Raw genomic sequence first — 24,669 nt, 5'->3', positions numbered from 1 at the left:
CGGATTGGAAGCCTCTATGATCGGCTTGTCCGACACCATCCGGCAGCAAGAGTGCGCTCAATGTCCGATCCCAAAATTGCCTCCATATCCGCGAAATCTGAACAGGCACCCGACGACTGGGATGTGATTGTGCTTGGTGGTGGGGCGGCCGGGATGGCCGCTGCGGTTTTCGCCGCGCTCGACGGGGCAAGAACGCTTCTGGTTGAGCGTTCCGAGTTCGTCGGCGGCACCTCGGCGCTGTCCGCCGGGACGGTCTGGATTCCCAATACGAGGCATGCCCTTGAGGTTGGTGCGGAGGACAGCCCGGAGCGGGCGGCCGCGTTTCTCGATGCTGCGGTCGGTAACCGGGCGCCGAAGGCAATGCGGGAAACATTTCTGCGAGCCGGGCCGGAAGCGATCCGGCGGCTTGAAGAAAACACGGCGGTGCAATTCCGCGCCCGCCCTTTCCATCCTGATTACCTTTTTGAGCTGGACGGCTCTGCTGCGGGTGGACGGGCGCTCGAGGCGCTGCCGTTTGATGGCGGAACCCTTGGTCGGGCTCTTGGGCTTCTACGACCGCCGATTCCGGAATTCACGATCTTCGGCGGGATGATGGTCGACAGGGACGATATCGGCCATCTGCTGAAGATGACGACATCGCTGAAATCCCTGGCCCATGGTGTTCGTTTGATCGGGGGCTATGCCGTGGACCGTCTGCGCCATGGGCGCGGAGCGCGGCTGGTTATGGGAAACGCCCTGACCGGCCGGTTGCTGAAAACCCTGCGGGATCTCGGCGTCACGCTGATGACGGAAGCCGAAACCCTCGATGTTTCGACCGGCCCTGACGGCGCAAGCGTTCTGGCTCGTACCGAAGGCGGAGATATCAGTCTGCGGGCGCGGGGAGGGGTGATCCTCGCATCTGGCGGCTTCGCCCGCCATCCGGAGCGGCGCCGGGAGATGCTGCCCGAACCGCAGCCGGAATTCAGCCCGGCGGCCCCTGGCAATACCGGCGCGCTGCATGATATCGCGCTCAGGCTCGGCGCCCGCTATGGAGAGGGTGCGGAGCAGCCGGTCTTCTGGGCGCCGGTGTCGCGCCGCCAGCGCAAGGATGGCAGCATGGCGGTGTTCCCGCATTTTGTGCTCGACCGATCGAAGCCCGGTATTTTCTCGGTCGGCAGGGACGGGCGGCGCTTCGTCAACGAAAGCCGCTCATATCACGAGTTCGTTGCGGCGATGTATGCCGCGAACAGGGACGGCTCCACCATTCCGGCCTTCGAGATCACCGACGCCGACGGGCTGCGAAAATACGGGCTCGGCATGGTGCGGCCGGGTGGGCGCGGACTTCGGCCCTTCCTGGAAGATGGATATCTGGTGCAGGCAGAAACGCTGGCTGACCTTGCCGGCAAACTCGGCATCGATCCGGACGGCCTGGCGGACACTGCCGCACGCATGAACAGCTTTGCTGAAACCGGCATCGACCTCGATTTCAGTCGGGGAACAACCGTCTATGAGCGGGCCAATGGCGACCCGTCCCATGAGCCGAACCCGACGCTCGGCCCGGTCCGTACGCCTCCCTACTACGCCATCCGGCTCTGGCCCGGGGACATTGGCGCGGCTACCGGATTGCTGACGGATACCGACGCTCGGCTGATGGATGCCGACGGGCAGCCCATCGACGGGCTTTATGCCTGCGGCAATGACATGCAGTCGGTGATGGGAGGCGTCTACCCAGCCCCGGGCATCAATCTCGGACCGGCAATCGCTTTTGCCTATATCGCCGGGCGGCATGCCGCGAGCCGCGCTCTTTCGGGGAATTTATAAATCCCAGGAAAGTGGATAGGGTGTGCAAATCCGTGCCCGTGTTTTCTCAATGTGCCGTCCAAGGATGTGATTACAAATCAAAATAGTTATGTTACATAACTAATCGGAAGAGAGGCGAAAAGCCTCCGCCGACATCGGTCATTTGGGGAGGAAACCATGACCTTTATTCGCGTAAGCCTGACACGGGCGGCTGCGGCAATTGCCGTGCTCGCCATCAGCGTGGGCGTCTCCGCCGCGGCGGAAGTAACCCTGCGCATGCATCAGTTCCTGCCGGCGCAGGCCAATGTCCCGAAAAACATTCTCTATAAGTGGGCCGACAAGGTCGAGGCGGATTCCGGTGGCCGGATCGAGATCCAGCGCTTTCCGGCCATGCAGCTCGGCGGCAAGCCGCCGGAGTTGATCGATCAGGCCATTGACGGCGTCGCCGATATTATCTGGACCGTTTCCGGCTACACGCCGGGCCGTTTCCCTAAGGCCGAGGTGTTCGAGCTGCCGTTCACCATGACCAATGCAGAAGCCACCTCGCGCGCTTACTGGAAGCTGGCCGAGGAAACCATGATGGACAGCGACTTCCGCGCCTTCAAGGTGCTGGGGCTCTGGGTTCACGGGCCGGGTCTGATCCATTCCAAGGCGCCGATCAGCTCCATCGCGGACCTGAACGGGGTCAAGCTGCGGGCACCGACGCGGGTGACCAACATGTTGTTCGCCGCACTCGGCGCGACCCCGGTCGGCATGCCGGTTCCGGCTGTACCGGAAGCGCTTTCCAAGGGCGTGATCGACGCGACGGTTATTCCCTGGGAGGTGACCGGTGCGCTGCGGGTGCCAGAGCTGGTGCAGAATCACACCGGCTTCGGTGATGCCTCGCTTTATACCACCACCTTCATCTTCGCGATGAACAAGGACCGTTACAGTGCTCTCCCGGACGACCTGAAAGCTGTGATCGACGATAATTCCGGGCTTGAGTTTTCCGCCTTCGCGGGAGCCCAGATGCAGCGGGACGACGGTCCCGCCCGGCAGTCGGCGGTCGACAAGGGGAACAACATTATCACCCTGACACCGGCGCAAACGGAGGAGTGGCGCAAGGCCGCCCAGTCTGTGACGGATAGCTGGGTCAAGGAGATGGACGGCAAGGGTCTAGACGGCACCGGTCTCAAGGCCAAGGCCGCCGCCCTGATCAAGGAACACACGGCGCAATAGCCGCATTGCCCCGGACCGTCTGAGACGGTCCGGGGCAACCCGTTCTTGTTTTCGTTCCCGGAGTTCAAACCATGGCTGTCCTCGTGACGCGGCTGGCCCGTTTCATGGCCTTGCTCGGCGGTGCGGTTTTGCTGGCATTGATCGCCCTTACCTGCGTCAGTGTGCTGGGCCGCGGGCTCAATACGTTCGGCCATAGCGCGCTGTTGGGCGATCTGGCGCCGGGGCTTGCGGACGCCCTTCTGACGAGCGGTGTTGGTGCTGTGACCGGCGACTTCGAGGTCGTCGAGGCTGGGATCGCCTTCGCGGTTTTCGCCTTCCTGCCGATCTGCCAGCTCAAGGCCGGACATGCGACGGTGGACATCTTCACCGATCAGCTTCCGGCTAAGGTGAACCGGTTTCTGGTGGCGTTTTGGGAAGTGGTTCTGACGCTGATCGTATTGCTGATCGCTTGGCGCCTCTTCGAAGGGCTCCAGAGCAAATATAGCTACGGCGAGACCACCTTCCTCTTGCAGTTCCCTGTCTGGTGGGCCTATGGCGCGAGTTTCGTGGCGGCGATCATCGCCGGATTGATCGCACTCTATGCGGCCGGGACCAGGGTCGCCGGGTTGCTGACCGGGCGGGACGATCTATTGATTGAAAGGGGCATGCACTCGTGAGCCCTCTTGAACTCGGTTTCTGGTCCTTTCCGGTCCTGCTCATCCTGATTTTACTGCGCGCGCCGATTGGCCTCGCCATGTTCCTGTGCGGCATTGGGGGGCTGTATTTCTCGACCGGCGGCAGCGCCATGTTCATGGCCAAGCTGAAGTCGGAAACCTATTCGACCTTTTCCAGCTACTCGCTGACCATCATCCCGATGTTCCTTCTGATGGGGCAGTTCGCGACCGCATCCGGCATGTCCACGGCTCTATTCAAGGCGGCGGAAAGCTGGCTCGGTCATCGCCGGGGCGGGGTTGCCATGGCGGCGGTCGGGGCATGCGCCGGGTTCGGCGCGATCTGCGGCTCTTCACTGGCGACGGCGGCAACCATGAGCAAGGTCGCCCTGCCGGAGCTGAGGCGGTACGGCTATTCCGGCGGTTTCTCGACCGCGACGCTGGCCGCCGGCGGCACCCTCGGCATCCTGATCCCGCCATCGGTGATTCTGGTTATCTACGCCATCCTGACGGAGCAGAATATCGCCAAGCTGTTCGCGGCCGCCTTCATTCCCGGCCTTCTGGCTGCGGCCGGTTACATGATCACGATCTCTCTCTATGTCCGGCGCCACCCGGACGCGGCGGGCACGCGAGAGCCAGTTCCCTATGCGGAACGCTTCAGCGCGTTGGTGAGTGTCTGGCCGGTGCTGCTGGTCTTCGGGCTGGTCGTCGGCGGTATCTATCTTGGCTGGTTCACGCCGACGGAGGGCGCGGCTGTCGGTGCTGCGGGCACGGGTGCCATCGCGCTGGCGCGCAGGGCTCTGACCTGGAGCTTCCTGAAGGAAAGCGTCGTCGCCACGGCCCAGAACACCGCGATGATCTTCTTCATTATCCTCGGCGCCGCGCTCTACAACGGATTTCTGGCCCTCAGCCAGGTGCCGCAGGAACTCTCGGCCTGGGTTGTGGGTCAGGGCTTCAGTGCCTGGACCGTGCTGACGCTGATCCTGCTGTTCTACCTCGTTTTCGGCTGCCTGATGGACAGCCTGTCGATGATCCTGCTGACCATCCCGATCTTCTTTCCCGTGGTCAGCCAGCTCGATTTCGGCATGAGCCCGGAACATATGGCGATCTGGTTCGGCATTCTGGTGCTGATCGTGGTCGAGGTCGGGCTGATCACCCCACCGGTGGGGATGAATCTCTTCATTATCAACGTGATGGATCGGGAAACGCCGATCAGCGAGACCTATAAGGCGGTGCTCTGGTTCGTCACCTCTGACATTGTCCGCGTGGTGCTTCTGGTGCTGTTCCCGTCGATCACGCTGTTCCTTCTTTACTGAGCGGAGCGAAAGCGATGCGCACACTCATTCGACATGGATTCAAATCATGCTGATCACAGGCAACGCAGCACTCGTGACGGGCGGCGGCAGCGGCCTTGGGGCGGCGACGGCCCGTCATCTGGCCGCGCAGGGGGCAAAGGTCGCCATCCTCGACTTTGATGCCGCGCGGGCAGAAGCAGTCGCCGCGGAAATCGGCGGTCTCTTCCGTCAGGTCGATGTCAGCAACGCGGACGCGGTTGGCGCCGTGATCGACAGCATTGCCGAAGAACTTGGCGCGGCGCCGCGCATTGTCGTGAACTGCGCCGGGATCGGCACCGCTGCCCGGATTGTTGGGCGCGAGGGCAAGCTTTCCATCGACGTCTTCGAGCGCACGCTGCGGGTCAACCTGTTCGGCACCTACAATGTGATGAGCCACGCTGCCCGGCACATCGCCGAGCTGCCGCCGCTGGAAGGCGGTGAGCGCGGGGTGATCGTCAATACGTCCTCGGTGGCATTCGAGGATGGCCAGCTTGGCCAGGCGGCCTATGCAGCATCGAAAGGGGCGATTGCCTCGCTCTGCCTGCCGGCAGCGCGCGAATTCGCCCAGTTTGGTGTCCGTGTGGTCTCCATCGCGCCGGGCCTGTTCCAGACCCCGATGATGCAGGGCCTGCCGGTAGAGGTGGCGCAGAAGATTGCCGAAAACATTCCGTTCCCGGCCCGGCTCGGGGAGCCCGAGGAATATGCCCTGCTCGCCGGGCAGATCATCACCAATCCCTATCTGAACGGCACGACCATCCGCCTCGACGGCGCGGTCCGGCTGCCGAAGCGCTGAGGTATTCCCATGAGCGACCCTGTTCTGACTATCGAAGCGCGCGGCGAGATTGCCGTTCTGACCATGAACCGGCCGGACAAGCGCAATGCGATGTGCGATGCCCTGTTGCAGGCGATTGACGCTTTCTTCGTCAATCCGCCGGCGGAGGTGAAAGCCGTGGTGCTGACCGGCTCTGGCGGGCATTTCTGCTCTGGCCTCGATCTCAGCGAGCATGTCGCCCGCGACGCCGAAGGCACGATGCGGCATTCCCGAAGCTGGCACGCGGTGATGGACCGCATCCAGTTCGGCGGCCTGCCCGTGGTCTCGGCGCTGTCTGGCGCTGTGATCGGCGGTGGGCTTGAACTTGCCAGCGCGACCCATGTCCGGCTGGCGGAACCCTCGACCATCTTCCAGCTGCCCGAAGGCCGCAGGGGGATCTTCGTTGGCGGGGGTGCCAGCGTGCGGGTGGGGCGCATTCTCGGCGCTGATCGGATGATCGAGATGATGCTGACCGGCCGGCGCTATTCGGCGGAAGAAGGATTGGCGCTTGGCCTGACCCATTATGCGGTAGGCGAAGGAGAGGCTCTGGAGCAGGCGCTGGATCTCGCCGCCAAGATCGCCTCGAACGCACCGCTTTCCAACTACATCATGATCCAGGCGCTCAGCCGGATCGAGGATATGTCCAAGGCCGACGGCCTCTTCACCGAAAGCCTGTGCGCGGCGCTGACCCAGACCAGTCCGGACGCGATTGAAGGGCTGGCTGCGTTTCTGGAGAAGAGGGCACCGAAATTCGGAGGCGCGGCATGACGGCGCCCAAGACGAAACCGGGCGCGGTGCCGCCTCTTGCCGGCGAAGCGTCCGATTCCCTGTTGCAGCGCTTTCTCGGCTACCGGATGAAGCGGGCCTTCAATGTCGTGCAGGCGGATCTGGCAGAGGCACTGCGCCCGTTCGATCTCAGGATGACTTCCTATACGGCGCTGGTACTGATCATGGACAATCCGGGGCTCAGCCAGTCCCAGCTCGCCACAGTGATGGATATCGAACGGCCGAATCTCGTTGTGCTGGTCGATGAGCTGGAAGGACGCGACCTGATTGTCCGCGAGCGGGTGCCGACGGACCGGCGGGCCTATGCCCTGAACGTCACCCTGGCAGGCAGGCGGCTTTGCGAGAAGGCGATGGCAGAGGTCGAACGGCACGAGGAACGGATGTTCAGCGACCTCTCGACGGAAATGCGGGCGACGGTTGCCGAGGCGATGACAGTCATCCGGCAGGGCGGTGATGGAGGCGGATCGAAATGAAGCGCACCGCCAGTTTTCGGCCTCATCGCACCGAGCGGGAGGATCGCCCCGATGGCAGCATTATCCTGCGCTCATCCTATACACTCGGCCCGGTCGTCGAGCGGACAGGAGACTGGCTGCATCACTGGGCTACCGAAGCGCCGGACCGCATCTTTATCGCCGAGCGCAGCGGCGCCGGGTGGCGGGGAGAGAGCTTTGCCTCCGTGCTGGAAAAGGTCAGGGCTCTGGCGGCGGCGCTGCTGGCACGCGGCATGGGAACAGAAACGCCGATCATCGTGCTCTCCGGAGCCGGTGTGGATCACGGACTGCTCGCTCTGGCCGCGCAATATATCGGCGCGCCGATTGTCCCCGTGGCCGAGCAGTATTCCCTAATCCATGGCGCCCATAACCGGCTCCGCCATGCGGTGGAACTAGTGCGTCCGCGCATGGCTTACACCATCGACGCTGAACAATATGCCGAAGCCCTGGCGCTGGACATGTTCGACGGCATCGAGATCGTTGCCAGCCGAACCGGGGGGCGGAGCGATGTCACGGCTTTTGACGATCTGCTGAAAGCGCGGGCAGAGGCGGATGTCGAGGCCGCTTTTGCCGCCGTCACGCCGGATACGGTCGGCAAGATCTTGATGACGTCGGGCTCGACCTCGGAGCCGAAAGGGGTGCTCACTACCCACCGTATGATGTGCGCGAACCAGACCCAGATCGCCGACGCCTTGCCGTTTCTGCGTGAACGGCCGCCACGGATCACAGACTGGCTGCCGTGGAACCATGTCTTCGGCGGTTCGCACAATTTCAACATGATGCTGGCCAATGGCGGCAGCCTCTATATCGATGACGGCAAGCCGGTGAAGGGGTTGTTCGAGCGCACGGTCGAGAATCTCTCCCTGATGCCCGGTACCCTCTCGTTCAACGTGCCGGTCGGCTTCGCCATGCTGGTCTCGGCCCTGTCCGGGGACAAAGCTCTGCGCCAGCGTTTCTTCGAGGGGCTGGATCTGATCTTCTATGCCGGGGCCTCCCTGCCGCAGGAAGTCTGGGAGGGGCTTGAGCGCATGGCGTTCGAGGTCAAGGGCGAGATCCCGCTGATCACCTCGTCCTGGGGGCTGACGGAGACTGCGCCTGCCGCGCTGATGCAGATGGAGCCGACCGAACGTTCCGGCGTCGTCGGTGTGCCGCTGAACGGGGTTACGGTAAAGCTCGTCCCGGACCCGGATATGCGCTGCGAGGTCAGGGTCAAGGGGCCGAACATCATGCCAGGTTACTTCGAGGCACCGGAGAAAACCCGGGCGGCGTTCGACGAGGAAGGCTTCCTGATCACCGGAGACGCGATGGCCTTTGTCGATCCGAACGACTTCAATCGCGGCCTGCGGTTCGATGGCCGGATCTCGGAAGACTTCAAGCTGCTGACCGGAACCTGGGTGCGAGCTGCCCAACTGCGGCTCGATCTCTTGTCCTGCCTCGCGCCGCTCGCCGCCGATCTTGTGGTGACCGGCGCCGACCGGGATGAGATCGGCGTGATGATCTTCCCCAACCTCGGCGAACTGGAGCGTGAGGGATATGCTCTTGATGAGGCGGACGGTGCGCTGACCGACAGGCTGTTACTCGGCGATATTCACCGTCGGCTTGCCGTCCGGGACCGGGAATTTTCCGGCAGCTCGACACGTGTCAGCCGGGCTATTGTGCTGGCCGAGCCAGCTTCGATGCCGGAGGCAGAGATGACTGCCAAGGGCAACCTCAATTTCCGCCGTGTCCTGCAGCGCCGGTCCGCGCTTCTTGAGCGGCTCTATTCCGACGGTGATGCAGCCGTGACGACACTCTGAAGGAACAGGAATATGGTTGATATTTCCAAGGTCAGGGCGATCGATATCCATACCCATGCCGAGGAGCCGTGCGGCTGCCACACGGACGATGGTTATGATGATTTGCAGGCGACCATGGCGCAGTATTTCCGGGCGCCCTGGCAGCACCCGCCGACCGTGCCGGAGACCGCACAGCATTATCGTGAGCAGAATATCGCCGCCGTGATTTTCCCCGTTGATGCGGAGCGCGAGACCGGCTACCGGCGCTACAAGAACGAGGAAGTCGCGGAACTCGCGGCAGAGAATGACGACGTGCTCATTCCCTTCGCCTCCATCGATCCTTGGAAGGGCAAGATGGGGGTACGGGAAGCCCGCCGTCTGATCCGGGATTTCGGTATCAAGGGCTTCAAGTTTCATCCGACCATGCAGGGCTTCTATCCGAACGACCGGATGGCCTATCCGCTTTACGAGGCAATCGAGGAAGAGGGTGGCATCGCGCTCTTCCACACAGGCCAGACCGGTGTCGGCTCCGGCATGCCCGGCGGTAATGGCATGCGGCTTAAATATTCCAATCCGATGTATATGGACGATGTCGCCGTCGATTTTCCGGACCTGAAGATCATTCTGGCGCACCCGTCCTTCCCTTGGCAGGAGGAGGCGCTGGCCGTCGCCCAGCACAAGCCGAATGTCTATATCGACCTCTCTGGCTGGAGCCCTAAATACTTCCCGGAAATCCTGGTCCGCTACTGCAATTCGATCCTGCGGAAAAAGGTCCTGTTCGGCTCCGACTGGCCGATGATCACGCCGGAGCGCTGGCTGGCGGATTTCGAGCAGATCAAGATCAAGGACGAGATCCGCCCCGATATCCTGAAAGGCAATGCCGCCCGTCTGCTCGGGTTCGCCTGAGATGCGCGGCGCGCCCGGCCTGCGCCCGGTCTGCACGCTGACGGTGGGGTTGAGCTCGATCCGGGAGCTTGGTCAGGGACGGGCGGGCAAGCGGCGTATTATCCCGATCGTGGGCGGCCGGGTCGAGGGACCGGAGCTTAACGGCACAATCCTCGGCGTCGGCGCAGACTGGCAGACAGTCTATGACAATGGATGCGCCTGGCTCGACGCCCGCTATGCCTTCGAAACACCGGACGGCGCTTTGATCGAGGTGCTGAACCAGGGATACCGGCACGGCCCGCCGGACGTTCTGGCGAAACTCGCGGAGGGGCAGCCGGTAGACCCCGCAGATTATTATATGCGGACATCGGCTCGTCTCGAGACCGGGGATCCGCGCTACGACTGGGTCAATCGCACGCTGTTTGTCGGCACGGGCGCACGGCTCCCGTCCGCCGTGGAGATCGCTCTCTTTGCAATTGATTGATGGGCGTATCGCTCTAGAGCTTCGCCAATCCGTTGCAGAGTCGGTCGAGGAATCGCATGAGCAGGTAGCTCTCCTCCCCTGAAAGCTCCGAGAGCGCTGCATCGTAAAATGCCTGGATTGCGCCCTGCATGGCTTCCCAGGTTGTTTTGCCGCTTGCCGTCAGCCGCACGTGGCGGACCCGTCCGTCATCTGCCGCACGAATGCGTTCGACAAGCCCCGCGCGCTGCAGGCGATCGAGAACGGCGGTCAGGCTCTGTCGACTGACCATCAAATATTCCATCAATAACTTGACGGACATTCCGTCTTTCTGAACCTGTTTTCGCGCCAAAGCGCCAAGCACGGCCCATTGTTGGGTGGTGATGCCAAAGGCTTCAACGGCGTTTGTTCCCGCCTTATGCATGAGGTTGGATGATTGATAAAGGCGGAAAAAAAGCCGGTTTGCGACTTCGTCGACCGAGTGGTCATCCTGCAGGACTATGTCGGGGTCTGCCATGCGAACGCGCATTCCATCAACTAATTGACGCACCATAATATACATCATAGCATTGATATATATTATGACCAGTAAAAGCGGCGGCATGAAGATCGTTGGATCGGGTCTGAGGGAGGAAATTCATGAAACGTTTTGACGGCAACACGGCAATCGTGACCGGCGGTGGTGGCGGCATCGGCGGTGAGACCTGTTTGCGCCTTGCGTCTGAAGGTGCCGCTGTGGCGGTGCTCGACCGGGATCTCGCGACCGCCGAGGTGTCTGTAGGCCGGATCAGGGATGCGGGTGGGCATGCCATCGCGCTTGAGTGCGACATCACCGACCGGAAGGCGGTTGATGGCGCAGTTGCCAGGACGGAGGAAGAACTCGGGCCCGTCGATATCCTCGTCAACAATGCTGGATGGGACATCTTCAAGCCATTCGCGCAGACGGTGCCGGAGGAATGGGCGCGGCTGATCGCGATCAATCTGACGGGCGCCCTTCACATGCATCACGCCGTCCTTCCAGGCATGGTCGAGCGACGGCACGGACGCATCGTCAATATTTCCTCCGATGCCGCGCGCGTCGGGTCTTCAGGAGAAGCCGTTTATGCCGCCTGCAAGGGGGGGCTCGTCGCTTTTTCCAAGACGATCGCCCGTGAACACGCCCGGCACGGGATCACCGTCAATGTGGTCTGTCCCGGACCGACGGATACGGCGCTGTTCGCGGACTTCAAGGAAGGTGCGGGCGACCCGGACAAATTGCTGAAGGCTTTCGAGCGGGCCATCCCTTTGGGACGCATCGGACAGCCGCAGGATCTTCCGGGTGCGATCCTTTTCTTCGCCAGCGACGACGCGGCTTATGTGACCGGACAGGTGCTCAGTGTCTCCGGCGGCCTGACGATGGCTGGCTGAGACGGTCAACGAAAACTCTGGAGGACATAAAATGGATTTCGAGGACCTGCTCTACGAGGTTCGCAACGGCGTTGCCTGGATCATGATCAACCGGCCGGAAAAGATGAACGCATTCCGCGGCCGGACCTGCGATGAGCTGATCAAGGCGCTCTACAAGGCCGGCTATGACCGGGAGATTGGCGCCATTGTATTGGCTGGGGCCGGTGAGCGGGCCTTCTGTACCGGGGGAGACCAGTCTGAACATGACGGGCAATATGACGGACGCGGGACCATCGGCTTGCCGATGGAGGAGTTGCATGCCGCGATCCGGGACGTGCCGAAGCCGGTGATCGCGCGGGTGCAGGGCTATGCCATCGGCGGTGGTAACGTGCTGGCGACGATCTGTGATCTGACAATATGCTCGGACAAGGCCGTCTTCGGTCAGGTCGGGCCGAAGATGGGGTCGGTCGACCCCGGCTACGGCACAGCCTATCTCGCCCGCGCGGTCGGAGAGAAGAAGGCGCGCGAGATCTGGTATCTCTGCCGACGCTATTCCGGTGCTGAAGCCGTCGAGATGGGACTGGCCAATATATGTGTGCCGCAGGACGAACTGGATGCGGAAGTGCAGAAATGGGGCGAGGAAATCTGCGAGCGGAGCCCGACGGCGATCGCCATTGCGAAGCGTTCCTTCAACATGGACACCGCGCACCAGGCGGGCATCGCCGGTATGGGGATGTATGCCCTGAAGCTCTATTACGACACCGATGAATCCCGCGAGGGCGTGAACGCCTTCCTGGAAAAGCGAAAGCCGGATTTCCGTAAACATGTCAAGTAACGGCGCCTAGAGCCGCTCGATCACGTTTTGAAAGAGGCAAGCGCCATGGATCCGGCCTTCAGCGACGACCAGCAGAGTATTTTCGAAACCGCCCGGCGCTTTGCGGCCGAACGTGTTGCGCCGGGCTATCAGGCGCGCGAGGCCGAGGCCAGGATCGACAGGGCGCTCGTCCGGGAACTGGGTGGTCTCGGCCTGATCGCGCCGGAACTGCCCGAAAAACAGGGCGGTCTCGGTCTCGACAGCGTAACCAGCGGACTGATCGCCGAGGCGATTGGTTATGCCGACCTCAATGTCGCCTACCTGCAGATCCTCGGCTCGTTGAATGGCAAGATCATCTCGGAGCACGCCGCGCCGGACCTCGCTGCCGAGTGGATCGGCCGGATCGTTTCCGGCGAGTCCGTCGTCTGCATCGGGTTGACGGAGCCGCGTGGCGGATCGGACGCCGCCAACCTCGGGCTCACGGCGCGGCGCTCCGGAAACCGATATATCCTGAAGGGCGAGAAATCGTCGATCAGCATGGCCGACCAGGCCGATGCCATCGTGCTGTTCGCGCGGACTGGCGCCGCCGAGGATCGTGCCCGCGGCATCAGTGCTTTCCTGATCCCGATCGACACGCCCGGTATCTCGACCCAGCGCTACAGGGACCTTGGCAGTCATGCCATCGGCCGCTGTTCGATCTTCTTCGACGATGTTGAGATACCGGCAGATTGGCGGCTTTCGGAAGAAGGCGGGGGATTCGTCCAGGTGATGCAGGGGTTCGATTTCAGCCGGGCGCTGATCGGGCTCCAGGTTCTCGGCGCCGCACAGGCCTCCCTCGACGAGAGCTGGCGCTACATCCAGCAGCGTCAGGCATTCGGAGCGCCGCTGGCGGCGAACCAGGGCATAACCTTTCCGCTCGCGGAAAACGAGGCGGCGATCGCGGCTGCCCGACAACTCTGCTACCACACGCTGCGCCTGAAGGATGCGGGAAGGCCGCACACCTCCGAAGCTGCTATGTGCAAGTGGCTGGCGCCGAAGAGCGCCGTGGAGGTGATCCATCAGTGCCTGCTGACCCATGGGCATTATGGCTGGTCTCTGGATCTGCCGCACCAGCAGCGCCTGCGTGATGTGATGGGGCTGGAAATCGGCGACGGAACGGCGCAGATCATGAAAACCATCGTCGCCCGGGAAAAACTGCGTTCCGCCTAGGCCGGTCCCCGCGCTTGGCGCGCGATGTGCTGCCGTAAAACCGGCGCCTCCGGAGATTTATGGCACCCGCACCCTGTCGGGTGCGGGTGGAAAAGACTAAGGCGTCCGGTTATTCGGCTAGTTCACTGGCTTTGGCGTGGCGCCATCCTTGCCGGCGGAGCCTGTTAATTTATCAATCCATTGCCCAAGCGCCTGTTCGGCCGCTGGATCCGCCATGGGCAAGCCGCCCGGGGGCTGTGCCGGACTTCCGGCCTGCGGTTGGCTGGCCGGTGACCCTTTTTCCTCCGGTGCAGGAGTGCCGGGCGGAGTCATGGTGTCCTGATTGATGATGGCACCGGTAGCGGTCAGCGGTGCCGGCCCGGCGAGGGAAGGCATCTTCAGAAGGTCGCTGCGCGGTCCAAGCGAACTGTTGCCGCTCGGCGCACCCCGTTGTTCGTTCTCTACGCCTTTCAGGCCAGGGTCGGTGTTGAGGATGATCGGCAGCCCGTCTGCACCGCCAATGACGATAACCTTGGAGTTGTTGGACTGGGCCAATTGCAGGGTTGCCTCGATGCCGCGCCAGCGCAGATAGCTCTCGGTGATGCCCGGCGCGACGATTTCCTGGAAACTGCGAATACCCTCTGCCTCGATCCGCTTGCGCTGACGTTCTTTTTCTTCCAGCCGCAGACGGAATTCATAGGCCTCGCTCATATGGCGGACCCGTTCCTTCTGCTCGATGGCATTGCGTACAAAGGTTGGCAGGGTGATTTCCTCGATCAGCACGTCCTCGAGATTGACGTAAGCTTCGTCGAACGGGACGTTGGAGGAGATGTTCGCAAGTTTGCTCTGGAACCGGGTCTGCACGATGGTCTGCACCCGTTCGCGCCGGGTCGAATAGAGGTCAGAGGCCTCGTTTTCTGAAATATAGGTCAGGATCAGGGTGCGGAGCTGGGGACGCATCAGGGTGTCGGTATAGTTCGGCCCGATGCTCTTGTGCAGGAAACCCGCATATTTACTGTTGATGACGAAGCGGCTGGAGATATTGACCGTGATCTCCAGGCCGTCGACGCTGAGTCCTTGCACACTCTCGCTGATGCGCTGCAGGCGCGCATCGTACATGTAGATTTTGTCCCACGGGAGGATGAAGTGAATGCCTTCCCTGAGCTGTTCGCCCCTCGTTGTGACTGTGCCGCCGAAGAACCGGTACCACATCACCCCGACTGATCCCGGCGGCACTGTGTAGACAATCAGTGGCCACAACACGATGATCATCAGGAGCAGCAGCGCACCGGCGGCGAAGAACTCTACCCAGTGCCTGCCCGTCCAGGCCGACGCCCATTTGAAGAAGCGACTAATCATGGAAAAGCTCCGGGTCGAAGGTCGCCATCATACCATCTTCCATGTGCATTTGCCTGTCGGCAGCATCGAAGAAGCGGTTGTCGTGAGTGACGGCAATGATAGTGGCCCCGCGTGATCGCAGCATACCCAAAATCTCACGGTAGAACTTGCGTCTGAACATCGGATCCTGATCGGCGGCCCATTCGTCGAGCACGAGGATCGGGCGCTTTTCCAGCAATGCGGCAAGCAGGGCCAGGCGTTTGCGCTGGCCGGTTGAAAGGTCGATGGTGGAAAAACGCTGGCCGTCGAACTTTACCTTGTTGAGGATCTCCAGCGTGGCGATCCAGTCCGCGACTTCGTCCAGCGCCTCATCCGGAACGCCATACAGTTCCGAGAACAGGTGGAAGTCGCCGAAGACGGCCGCGAAGATTTCGCGATAATCCTGCAATGCATTCTGTGGGAGAGCCTTGCCGTCCACCAGGATGGTGCCTTCATGCAAGGGGTAGAGGCCGGTCAGGACACGCAGCAGGGTCGATTTTCCGGAGCCATTTCCGCCGGTGATAAACAGAACTTCCCCGCGCGTTACGGTGAGATCTATCGGGCCGATGGCAAAGCTTTCAGTGGGGTCGCCGTTTGGCGGGGTGTAGCGGAACACTGCTTTGCGCAGTTCGAGGGTCTTGAAATTTGCGAAGCGCGTGCTGTCCGCCGTCGGCGCTTCCGCCAGTGGTTTGCCGTCTTCGTCGACCGCCAACTCGACACCGGACATCCTTTTCAGGTCGCGTTCCAGATCCATGATCGCCTCGGCCGCGGCGGAGGAGTTCTCGAAGATCGGGATGGAGCCTATCAGGCCGGAGATCGGTCCGATGATGAAGAGTACGGCGGTGGTCGACTTTTGAACCTCGTCTGAATAGCCCGAGGTCAGGATCGGGACCACAAACACCATGGTACCAAGCAGCAGGTAGAAGGCGGTCTGGGAGAACACGAAGTTCTTTGCCAGCATGATTTGTGTAACGCCCCGCATCTCCGAGGCGCGTTGGCTGATTTCCTCGATCCGAGCGATGATGGCCCGGGCCTTGCCCCGGCTCAGTTTGGCTTCCTTGAAGCCGTCCAGCAGGTCGTCGATCGTGTTGTAGACGTCGTTGTCCATCTCCAGCGTGCCGCGGAGGTCGCTTCGCACCGAATAGGATTTTCGCCAGTAGACGAACAGAGCAACGCTCATGAAGGCAACGAGAGCGATAAAAGATGTGATCGAAATCCACGCGATATAGAGCGCCGTGAACAGAATCAGGATCGTCATCTGCACCGCAATGGTCATGGTTGACGCGGATTGCGAGAGCGTCTGCATATGGCGTGCGATGCCGCTGTAGATCACCACCCGTCCGAGCTGCTCCACATCGAGCAGTTCGCAATATTGCAGGTGGGAGACGATGCGCATGCGCACGCGATGGATCATCGCCTCGACCTGTTCGGCGGCCTGGGTCAGGATCCAGCGCTGTGAAATAACATAGAGAATCATTGCGGCAGCGAAAAACACCGCATAGAGCGGGCGCGATTCCGACTGTTCGGCATGCTCGGCCGCCGTATTGATGACCGCAAGGATCATCGCGTTGGTCAGGCCGGCAACGGCGGCCACGGTCAGTGCCTTGCGAGGCGATAGCGTCGCTTCGCTGCGCAGGAATTTAATCAGGCCGTTTGACGCAACCAGATCGGCAGCGGCGGAACCGGTCTCCATCGCGGAAATTCCTCCCGGGGCGGGTTAGCCTTCTTGAGAAGGGCCGGATGAAGCTTTTTTCAAAGCAGGCCGGACCAGCGCAAACACTAGCCCGACCAACAGCGGCGTAAAGATCACGCAGCAAAGGAATACCCCAAACGCACCGATCCGGGTGTGCCGACCGGCATAGGCCAGGATCACAGAAAGCAGCACATAGAGACCGAGTGGGATAAATTGCATTAGGCGCAATCCGATTTGAGCGTCGCTGCGATATGACAGCCGACCGGGCCGCCTATGCCGTCCGGTCGGATTGTCTAAATTTTCAGCCGTCGTGACTGATCAGGCTGCGGCCTTCGTCGATGTGGAGGCTTTGGAAACACCCTCTTCGAACTCGGCTTTGAAATGCTCGCGCATGGCTTCCGGGTCGAAGTTCAACACGTTGCCGCCAGCTTCGAAGTGCTGGATGAAGACCTTGCCGACCGCGTAGGTTGATGCAGTCGTGAAGACCGGCGCGGCCAGCACGCCAAGCACTGTTCCGACGCCCGGGATCGCCTTGATCAGGCTGGAGGCGCCGCGCGCCAGTCCGGCCGGAACCAGGCTACCAAGCAGGCCGCCAATGATGGTTTTCACGACATTGCGCGAGAACGGCACTTCATAGAGCTTTGCCAGATCCGCAACCATCTTGATCTGAACCAAGGTGACCGCCGCCAGATCGGCGAACGGAAGCGGAATGAAACTGGCGCCGGCGGACCAGCCCATATAGGTGTTTACGATGCTCGAGGCTTCGACACGCCGAGCAGCCAATACATCATCTGCCATCATTACTCTCCAGAGTTGGTGAAGTCGTATTTTGTGTAATGGTGCGTGGCCAAGCGGCCCCTCATCTTTATTCTGCGCCCAGCCGGCCGAAGGTCTTTCTCAATCATTTCAAGCATATCCGAAACGGTCCTTTGAGTACAACTGCTCAGAAGCTTTTAGCGATTCTCAGCTGCGGCAAAATGAAGCTTTCCTCGCCGCCGGTACCGAGAGAAGCGGCCACCTTCAATTCCGCCCGCAAACCATCGGAAGCGAGATACCGGAGGCCACCCGCCAGATTGAACAAGTTCTGTGCTGCTGCACGTGAATCCGCATGGATGGTCTGCCCGGATGACAGTCGGCCGTCGATCTCACGCTCCGCATCGAGCAGGTCATGCTCATAGCCGACGCCGAGATAGGGTTGCAGCACGCCATTTTTCGTATCGAGGTTCGTCCAGACGGTGAAATCCACTCCGGCCTTCACCTCGGCAACATCGCTGTCCTCGACCGTCAGGTTGAGGAAGCTGGCACCGCTCTCCGTGAAGCCGTCGACGGTTGTCCAGCCGGCGCCGAGCCGCCCGGTTGCGGCATAGCCGATGCGCCGTTCGCCGATCTTTATGTCGTTGTCCCAGCGCGCTTCCAGTTCGGCGTTCACGCCCCATCCGCTGGTATCGCTGCGTGCTGTCGGCATCACGGAGAATCCGGTGTCGCGCTTCACGTCATCGACCGTGTGATAGGACAGGCCTGCCTGCAGCCCGAGGCTGAACTGGCCACTCCGCCAACCGCCGAAGCCCCCGACAGTCACCGCGTCATTGTCAAACGAGCCACCGCCATTGATTGACGAGTCGAGGCTGGCATAGCCGATATGGGCGCCGAAGACGAAATCCTCGGTCATACCCGGCGGGTGATAGGAGATGCCGACCATTGCCATCCGGCTATCGTAGTCGTACCCGGAGAAGTCCCCGTCCTTGTCCCGGGTGCCGAACCCGTTTTCGGCAATGATGAAGAGCGTGCTGTCACCGAATTTCTGGCTGCTGACCGGTGCCGCTCCGGAACCTGCAAGACCCGGTGCGCTGCGCAAGCTGTGGATCTGGCCGCGCAGGGCTGACATTACGGCGCGCTGTTGTTCCAGACCTGAATCGGCGAGAGCCGCAAGCCTGCCGCCATCGCTGTCGACCGCCTGCAGGGTGGCGGTCACCAGCTCGGCGATATACCCGTGCGCCGCGGTGGTCGGGTGCTGGCCATCCCAGTAGAGCGTAGCGTTCTCGCTCGCCGTGTCCGGGCATTGCCCGTTAGCTGCATTGTTGGTGATGCAGGAGCCGGTGGTATTCGTGAAGCCATAGAGGCTTGGCTGTGCATCGATATCGTCATAGAGCCCGTCGAGATCGACCAGAATGATCTCGAGGCCGGTATTCGTCCGGGCCGTTTGCAACATGGTTGGCATGCCGGCATTGTGGGACGCAGACAGGCGCCCCGATTGCGCCAATTGATCTGCTGTAAAATCCGTTACCAGGGTCGGTACCCGGTCCAGATCGAAAAGGTTCAGTACGATCACGCGCCGGGCGCCGAGGGTGGAAGCCCGCTCAATGCCGGTCTGGATGTTTCCCAGCGTCTGATCAACGATGCCTTGCTCGCTGACGCCCGGATTGGCGCCGATAACATAGTTCGTATAGTCGTTGCCGCCGGTCAGGATGGCGAAGGTTGCGCCGGAGGTGTTGGCGACGACGCCGGAGGTGTTATAGGCCGTCAGATCGTCAAACACTGACAGCAGGCCCGGCGCGGCGCTCGGCAAGTCTTCCGTTCCGGCTTTCGCCCCGCCGAAGGCAAAGCTGAGACTGACGCCGTCCTGCGCTCCTGGATTTGTGGTTGAGCCGCACAGGCTTGCAAGTCCGTTGGAAGCGTTGGTGGTCGCGCAGTCAGGATTGCTGAAATAGTAATCCATGTAATAGAGCTGCGTCGGCGCCAGCCGGTCGGTCCAGTTAGGGCCGTTGGAAAAACGTCCCTGATAATAGGGCGGTGTTCGCGGGATCACGTTCGTCGGCGTGATGAGCCCGGTCGCGATAAAGCTGTTCTGATTGTCCACCAGGCTGTCGCCGAGGAAGATGTATCGGTCATCGGCCGAAGCAGGTGCTGCAAAGCCGAGGATTGCGCTACATATGGTTGCGGCGAGGCGCGCGCGGGATGTCTTCTGTGCCATGACGCTTGTTCTCCCGGTTAGAACGTAATGACGACCGAGACTGTCGCCGACGATTCGCTGTACTGGAGATTTGAAAGGAACGCGTCGTTGACGAGCTGATTCGATGCCGAGGCATTGAACATTAATTCGACGCGGTCATGCACTTGCCATGCGGCGGTCGCATCCAGGGTAAAGCTTTCCGCCTCGTAGGGAGTGCCTTCGATTGTGTAGAACCTGTAGGTCGGACCAAGCTTCAGGTAGATATCATCTGCCGGGCGGTAGAGTGCCGAAACTGCCGCGAGATTGGTGAAGAGTCCGCCCGACGTCTGGATGTTCGTTTCGTCGAATGTGCGCTGTAGCGCCCCGCCGACACCCCATTGGTCATCGATTTTGTAGGTCAGTTGCGCCGTGCCGACGCCGGAAATCACCTTGCCAATGGTCGGCGCGTCGAAATACTGCGCGAAGCCGATGACGCGGACGAGGCCGGACAGGTTGCCTTGCGCGAATTCGGCGCCGATCCCGACGCGGCCGCCCTCGGAATCACGATCCTCCGGCAGAATGAAATCCGAGCCCGAATACCGGATCCGTATCGGGCCGCTGAAGACAGAGGCCTTACCCCAGCTGTAATGCTGACCCGCTTCAAGAGTGAGATTGTATTCCTCGCGGTCCTGAGACTGCACCCGGCTGACGATGGTTACATCGATATCTGTATCGTTCGATACGTCCTGATAGCGGCTCAGCAAATTGACGAAGTACTTTTTGTCGTCCCATCCGAGTGCGGCTTCCAGGGTGTTGGTCTGGGTTGTGCCGTTCAGGTTTCCGTTGAATTGCAGCGGATCGTTCTTGCCGATGATGCTGCCTTCGTTGAGGGCGCCGAGCCGCAGGTTGAGGGCGTCTGTGAAGTCATAGCGTCCGCTGATCGTTCCGGAGAGTGCGCTGCTCTTCTGATCGGAAACATCGACGGCTTTCTGGTCGACATAACTGACGGTGGCTGCCACCGCGTGCTTCTCCCAGTCCGACTGAGCTCCTGCATTAAAAGCGAAAATCTTTTTAAAGTCAGATTCTTCTGTCGGGTCGAGGCGAATGTTATCGGTTGCCATAAGGCCGGCCTGGATCCGGTTGTAGAATTTGAAACCGCCGAAGCTGAGTCCGGATGGTTGCTCGAAGCCGGAAACGGGCGGAAGCGGTGCAATTTGAGCCATTGCCGACGGTGTGGCGGCAAGGCCCGTCAGCAGCAGCATCAACGATGCAACAGTTGTCCTGCGTGCCAACGCCAATGGGTGTCCGCTCATAATCTTCGACGACTTGGGTAATCCGAACATTGTATCCCCCTGGAACCGCCGGTGCATCCATCGTCCCCCGCGGATGCGTGGAGGTTCTCTATTAGTTCTGCTTCGTTTGTGCGGCCTTTTCTTTCGGGGCGGCGATCTTGGCCGGTATGGTTCCGAACTGTGTTGCGGTCACAACGTCACGGCAATCGAGCCCGTTCTCGAATGTGCAATAGGGTATGTTGACGGTCGCTTCCAGGTTCTTGCAGGTCTCCAGAAAAAGGGGTGAGGCGAGGTAATCACCTTCCTCACCGTCATCTAATGGACCAGCCATCACGCTTGTCGCTGATTGGCCGCTGCCATCTTTCACCGTAAATTCGACTTCGGCAATGATGCGGAAAAGGCCCAGGTTGGTTAGATTCCGAATGGTGAGGACCGGGATGCAATTGTCATCCGTGCTGTGCCTGCTTCTGTCTGTCGTGATGGCGCGGGAGACGACGATTTGCAGTGGCCCGCCGTGGCCTCTTGCATATTTCCAGCGAAGGACGGGATGCTTTGTCACAGGGTCGGTCGTGCGTGAAAGCGTGACGACCCGTCCGTGGTCGCTCATCGCGGTCACTTCGTCGGCGCTATAGAATTGATCTATCTTCCAAGTTCCATCCGGTAACAGAATCACCCGTTGACCAACTGTTGTGGCGCCAAGACCGGAAGTCGGTATGGCTTCGTCATCATCGATCGGCGGGACGGGTGTTTGAGCATCTGCCGTGTGAGGCAGTGCCGACAACAGAAGGGCCATCGCGACGAGTAAGGTCTGGAAAAAAATCATGCTTTAACCCCGCCAGCATGGCTTGCGGATGATATCATATCGCGAATTTGATGGAATGCGGCGCTTGGTTTTTCGTTAATGAAGAAGTGACCGCCATCAATCCGGGCAAGTCCATGATCCGACTTGGTCCGTTCCGCCCAGGCACCGTCCCGTCCGTCGGCAGTGGCCGCATCGGCCGTACCGGCAATGGTGTGGATGGGGCAGCGTAATCGTTCGCTTTCGGCCCGGGCATAAAGATCGTTCGCGCGGAAGTCAGCGCGCATGACCGGCAACATCAGTTCCGCGAACTCAGGCACTTCATCGACCTCTGGCGGCAGGCCGCCGAGACGCCGGACATAGTCGAGGAACGCATCGTCACCCATGTCGGCGACGGTCGGTTGCGGTGTGGTCTGCGGGGCGGCGCGGGCCATTGCGATAAGACAGGCGATATCGATGTCTTCGGCTTCCAACTGCATTGCGGTTTCAAAAGCAAGCAATGCACCGTAGCTGTAACCGAGCAAAACCGGGCGATCCCAGCCTTCCGCGGCGATAGCGTCGGCGATGTTCCGGGCGAGCGCCACGGCATCTTCTTCGGGCGCTTCTCCGAAGCGCTCTTCGCGGCCGGGTAACTGAACCGGAACAATGCGGATACCGGGCAGGGAGCCCGCCCACTCACGGAAAAAACCGGCACCGGCGCCTGCCGGAGGGAAGCAGATAAGAACGCTGCCAGGTCCTGTGCCCACGCCGGCCCGGCGCTGTACAGGCAGCCAGGGCGTCGGTGCGGCTACTGATCGCAGGACGCCCGGCATTGCTCCCGTTGCCATCAATCCCGAGGCCATCAGGCCCGAACACTCTTTGGTCGCATGTCGGTCCATGTCCTGTCGACATGAGCGACGCAATCCTCATGCGTTCCTGAAAAGACGGATCTCCAGCCGCTCGGCACCGCCTTTGCCAAAGGCCATAGGCAATACTGCTCTTCATCGTTGATCAGAACCTGATGCGACGCGACCGGGGTTTCTGCCTGGTCGGGAGCTGTCTCGGATCCGGTGCTCATGTTGTCCTCGTCTGTTTTTGAGAGGTGGAGCGGGCCTTTTTGGCCGGCGCTGATTTCGTGGTTTTTGGTGCCGGTTCGCCTTCCGGTTCGACGCTCGCATTGTCTGCTGTCACGTCCTTTTCGTCCGGCAGGATTCCCAACCGGCGCTCCCGCATCTCCAGCATCTCCACCGTCGACTTATAAGTCGGCAGCGCCCAGAGCACGAAGAGTGCGAGTTTCACTAATGCGGCGGCGACAGGCATCATAATACCGTAACAAATATTCGCATGTTTCGATATGTCACATGCTCAAAATGCTCGCGCTGGGCGATCTTATCCTGAAGGCAGCTTCCAGCGACGACCGCGGCACTATGAGGTGAGGCTAAGGCGTTTGCAAACGATTAATTATTTGTTCACAATGGGTTCTGGGTATATTGGATTTATTGTTTATGCTTAAATTCGCGCTGTTTTGAGCGAATTCAATCAATTTTGTTGGGTGATGAATCGGGCGTAGTTTCATGCTCTGGTTTTGTATGTTGAAAACCCTCGGAGATTGACTGTGAGTGGCACGATGAATGAGCAGGCTCATTCCATAGACTATCCGTTGCCGCTTTCGATGGCGCAACAGGAGGTTTGGCGAGAGCATGTTTTGTTCCCTGGCACGGCCGTGCATACCGTGTCGGCGCGCAGTATCGTTTCCGGCCCGCTTGACGCCGAGAAATTCGAGCAGGCGCTTTTCTGGGTGTGGCAGCGACACCAGGCGCTGAGGCTGACACCCGTTTCAGACGATGGTGGGCTGGAGCCGGTGCAGATCGAATGCCCGGCGCCGGAGCGGATGTTCGATCTGCATGACGTTTCGGATGCTGCCGATCCGGAAAGTGCTGCCGAAACGCTTGCCGCCGATCTCGGGCGCCGGGCCATTTCGCTCGATGGCGGTCCGACCTTCCGCTTCGACCTCATCCGCTTTGCAACGGACCGGCATATCTGGGTGATGAGCTATCATCACATCAATATGGACGCCTGGGCCAACGGTATTCTGATGCGGGATGTTGCGGCAGCCTACAGCGCGCTGGTCAGCGGAGAGCATCCGGAGCTGCCGGAGGCGCCGCAATTCGCGGATGCCGTAGAAGGCGACCGCGCCTTCCTGGAAAGCAAGCGCTTCGCCAAGGCTGCTGATTATTGGAGCGATCAATACAGGACATTGCCCGACCGACTGGTCGATGCGGTGCCCAGCGTATTGGAAGGACGCCCGCCCGAGTCCACCTCGTTGCAGCGGATTGGTATCGACGCGGACACAATGACAAAGCTGCGTGCGGTGGCCGCCGAAAAGGGCGCGACACCGGCACGGCTCTTCATGGCCGCCGCGCTGATCCTGTTTCACAAGCTCTCTGGTGCGACCGACATGGTGTTCGGCATGCCGGTGCTGAACCGGCCAACCGCACGGGACAAGGAGACCTTCGGGCTGTTCTCGCTGACCACCGCGCCACGCGTTCAGCTTGATCCGGCCGATGGCCTGGATGCCCTGCTGTCCGAGCTTGACCGGGCCATGAGAGGCGCCATGCGGCATCACCGCTATCCGCTCTCCGGAGTCAACCGGAGCCTCGGTCTGGCAGCGCAACGGGTACTGCAACTTTTCGATATCAACATCTCCTATGAACGTGTCGATTTCGGCGAGTTGCCGTTTGGCGATGCTGTGGCCGGTGTGCCCCGGGTGCTGCTGAACGGCGTCGAGCGCACGCCGGTCGAGATCTTCGTCCGGGAATATGGCGACGGTGAGCGGGTCGAGGTTGACCTCGACTTGTCGCTCGGTGCTTTCAGCGAGGAAGACGCCGCTTTATTGGCCTCGCGTTATTCGCGTGTTTTGTCGTGGTTGGCGTCTGGTGGTGCTGGGTCTGCTTCGTCTGTTCCTCTGGTGGACGCTTCGGAGCGTGGGTGGCTTCTTGATGGTGTGAACGCGACGGCGCGGG

General features: G+C 61.0%; 24 protein-coding genes. 14 read left to right on the top strand and 10 right to left on the bottom strand.

Features of this window, described 5'->3' with window-relative positions; all coding sequences use genetic code 11:
* Nucleotides 1-60: 60 nt before the first annotated feature.
* The 10 genes from VOI22_RS20650 to VOI22_RS20605 all read left to right on the top strand — a co-directional run bounded on the left by VOI22_RS20650 (nt 61) and on the right by VOI22_RS20605 (nt 10,213).
* Nucleotides 61-1,800, top strand: a complete 1,740-nt coding sequence (locus VOI22_RS20650; protein WP_323798340.1) for an FAD-dependent oxidoreductase — start codon at nt 61-63, stop codon at nt 1,798-1,800.
* Between the two features lie 156 nt (nt 1,801-1,956).
* A complete protein-coding gene (locus tag VOI22_RS20645; protein WP_323798339.1) occupies nt 1,957-2,997 on the top strand; it encodes a TRAP transporter substrate-binding protein in 1,041 nt (346 codons plus the stop codon).
* A 71-nt stretch (nt 2,998-3,068) separates the two neighbouring features.
* Nucleotides 3,069-3,653: a TRAP transporter small permease gene (locus tag VOI22_RS20640; RefSeq protein WP_323798338.1), complete on the top strand. Its 585-nt coding sequence runs from the start codon at nt 3,069-3,071 to the stop codon at nt 3,651-3,653.
* The gene (locus VOI22_RS20635) at nt 3,650-4,963 is read left to right on the top strand and encodes a TRAP transporter large permease (protein WP_323798336.1); all 1,314 of its coding nucleotides are present in this window, start codon (nt 3,650-3,652) and stop codon (nt 4,961-4,963) included. The genes VOI22_RS20640 and VOI22_RS20635 overlap by 4 nt, the downstream gene beginning before the upstream one ends.
* Nucleotides 4,964-5,009: 46 nt before the next feature.
* Nucleotides 5,010-5,774, top strand: coding sequence for an SDR family NAD(P)-dependent oxidoreductase (locus tag VOI22_RS20630; protein ID WP_323798335.1), 765 nt, complete (start codon nt 5,010-5,012; stop codon nt 5,772-5,774).
* Nucleotides 5,775-5,783: 9 nt separating this feature from the next.
* On the top strand, nt 5,784-6,560 hold the full coding sequence (locus tag VOI22_RS20625; RefSeq protein WP_323798334.1) for a crotonase/enoyl-CoA hydratase family protein: 777 nt from the start codon (nt 5,784-5,786) through the stop codon (nt 6,558-6,560).
* The gene (locus tag VOI22_RS20620; protein ID WP_323798333.1) at nt 6,557-7,051 is read left to right on the top strand and encodes a MarR family transcriptional regulator; all 495 of its coding nucleotides are present in this window, start codon (nt 6,557-6,559) and stop codon (nt 7,049-7,051) included. Before VOI22_RS20625 ends, VOI22_RS20620 begins: the two co-directional genes overlap by 4 nt.
* Nucleotides 7,048-8,865 (top strand): feruloyl-CoA synthase, encoded by a 1,818-nt coding sequence (locus VOI22_RS20615; protein ID WP_323798332.1) that lies wholly within the window; start codon nt 7,048-7,050, stop codon nt 8,863-8,865. The genes VOI22_RS20620 and VOI22_RS20615 overlap by 4 nt, the downstream gene beginning before the upstream one ends.
* A gap of 12 nt (nt 8,866-8,877) precedes the next feature.
* Nucleotides 8,878-9,750: an amidohydrolase family protein gene (locus VOI22_RS20610; protein ID WP_323798331.1), complete on the top strand. Its 873-nt coding sequence runs from the start codon at nt 8,878-8,880 to the stop codon at nt 9,748-9,750.
* Nucleotide 9,751: 1 nt separating this feature from the next.
* A complete protein-coding gene (locus VOI22_RS20605; RefSeq protein WP_323798330.1) occupies nt 9,752-10,213 on the top strand; it encodes a DUF3237 domain-containing protein in 462 nt (153 codons plus the stop codon).
* 13 nt (nt 10,214-10,226) lie between these two features.
* Here the strand turns inward: VOI22_RS20605 and VOI22_RS20600 are convergent, their stop codons facing one another.
* Nucleotides 10,227-10,706 (bottom strand): MarR family transcriptional regulator, encoded by a 480-nt coding sequence (locus tag VOI22_RS20600; RefSeq protein ID WP_323798329.1) that lies wholly within the window; start codon nt 10,704-10,706, stop codon nt 10,227-10,229.
* Nucleotides 10,707-10,828: 122 nt separating this feature from the next.
* Between VOI22_RS20600 and badH the strand changes: the two genes are divergently transcribed.
* From badH to VOI22_RS20585, 3 genes are read left to right on the top strand one after another with little or no spacing between them, the layout of a single operon-like run.
* Entirely contained in the window at nt 10,829-11,596 is a 768-nt protein-coding gene (gene badH / locus VOI22_RS20595) for a 2-hydroxycyclohexanecarboxyl-CoA dehydrogenase (protein WP_323798328.1), read from the top strand.
* 31 nt (nt 11,597-11,627) lie between these two features.
* A complete protein-coding gene (gene badI, locus VOI22_RS20590) occupies nt 11,628-12,410 on the top strand; it encodes a 2-ketocyclohexanecarboxyl-CoA hydrolase (protein ID WP_323798327.1) in 783 nt (260 codons plus the stop codon).
* Between the two features lie 45 nt (nt 12,411-12,455).
* Nucleotides 12,456-13,598: an acyl-CoA dehydrogenase family protein gene (locus tag VOI22_RS20585; RefSeq protein ID WP_323798326.1), complete on the top strand. Its 1,143-nt coding sequence runs from the start codon at nt 12,456-12,458 to the stop codon at nt 13,596-13,598.
* Nucleotides 13,599-13,715: 117 nt separating this feature from the next.
* Here the strand turns inward: VOI22_RS20585 and VOI22_RS20580 are convergent, their stop codons facing one another.
* The 9 genes from VOI22_RS20580 to VOI22_RS20540 all read right to left on the bottom strand — a co-directional run bounded on the left by VOI22_RS20580 (nt 13,716) and on the right by VOI22_RS20540 (nt 22,969).
* Nucleotides 13,716-14,936 (bottom strand): prohibitin family protein, encoded by a 1,221-nt coding sequence (locus VOI22_RS20580; protein ID WP_323798325.1) that lies wholly within the window; start codon nt 14,934-14,936, stop codon nt 13,716-13,718.
* Nucleotides 14,929-16,647: a cyclic peptide export ABC transporter gene (locus VOI22_RS20575; protein WP_323798324.1), complete on the bottom strand. Its 1,719-nt coding sequence runs from the start codon at nt 16,645-16,647 to the stop codon at nt 14,929-14,931. Before VOI22_RS20575 ends, VOI22_RS20580 begins: the two co-directional genes overlap by 8 nt.
* A gap of 318 nt (nt 16,648-16,965) precedes the next feature.
* Complete coding sequence (locus VOI22_RS20570; RefSeq protein ID WP_028466914.1) at nt 16,966-17,445, bottom strand: YcjF family protein; 480 nt, start codon at nt 17,443-17,445, stop codon at nt 16,966-16,968.
* Nucleotides 17,446-17,590: 145 nt separating this feature from the next.
* On the bottom strand, nt 17,591-19,618 hold the full coding sequence (locus VOI22_RS20565; protein WP_323798323.1) for an autotransporter domain-containing protein: 2,028 nt from the start codon (nt 19,616-19,618) through the stop codon (nt 17,591-17,593).
* A 17-nt stretch (nt 19,619-19,635) separates the two neighbouring features.
* Nucleotides 19,636-20,868, bottom strand: a complete 1,233-nt coding sequence (locus VOI22_RS20560) for an outer membrane beta-barrel protein (protein WP_323798322.1) — start codon at nt 20,866-20,868, stop codon at nt 19,636-19,638.
* Between the two features lie 112 nt (nt 20,869-20,980).
* The gene (locus tag VOI22_RS20555; RefSeq protein WP_323798321.1) at nt 20,981-21,691 is read right to left on the bottom strand and encodes a hypothetical protein; all 711 of its coding nucleotides are present in this window, start codon (nt 21,689-21,691) and stop codon (nt 20,981-20,983) included.
* The gene (locus tag VOI22_RS20550) at nt 21,688-22,509 is read right to left on the bottom strand and encodes a thioesterase II family protein (RefSeq protein WP_323798320.1); all 822 of its coding nucleotides are present in this window, start codon (nt 22,507-22,509) and stop codon (nt 21,688-21,690) included. The genes VOI22_RS20555 and VOI22_RS20550 overlap by 4 nt, the downstream gene beginning before the upstream one ends.
* Nucleotides 22,509-22,724, bottom strand: coding sequence for an MbtH family protein (locus tag VOI22_RS20545; RefSeq protein WP_323798319.1), 216 nt, complete (start codon nt 22,722-22,724; stop codon nt 22,509-22,511). Before VOI22_RS20545 ends, VOI22_RS20550 begins: the two co-directional genes overlap by 1 nt.
* Complete coding sequence (locus VOI22_RS20540; protein WP_323798318.1) at nt 22,721-22,969, bottom strand: hypothetical protein; 249 nt, start codon at nt 22,967-22,969, stop codon at nt 22,721-22,723. Before VOI22_RS20540 ends, VOI22_RS20545 begins: the two co-directional genes overlap by 4 nt.
* Nucleotides 22,970-23,261: 292 nt before the next feature.
* Between VOI22_RS20540 and VOI22_RS20535 the strand changes: the two genes are divergently transcribed.
* Nucleotides 23,262-24,669, top strand: a 1,408-nt coding sequence (locus VOI22_RS20535) for a condensation domain-containing protein (protein WP_323798317.1), incomplete at its 3' end; no start/stop codon positions are given.

It is taken from the genome of Nisaea sp. (assembly GCF_034670185.1).
Classification (GTDB): domain Bacteria; phylum Pseudomonadota; class Alphaproteobacteria; order Thalassobaculales; family Thalassobaculaceae; genus Nisaea.
The sequence above is the reverse complement of the archived record's forward strand: the minus strand, read 5'-3'. Positions and strand labels throughout refer to the sequence as shown.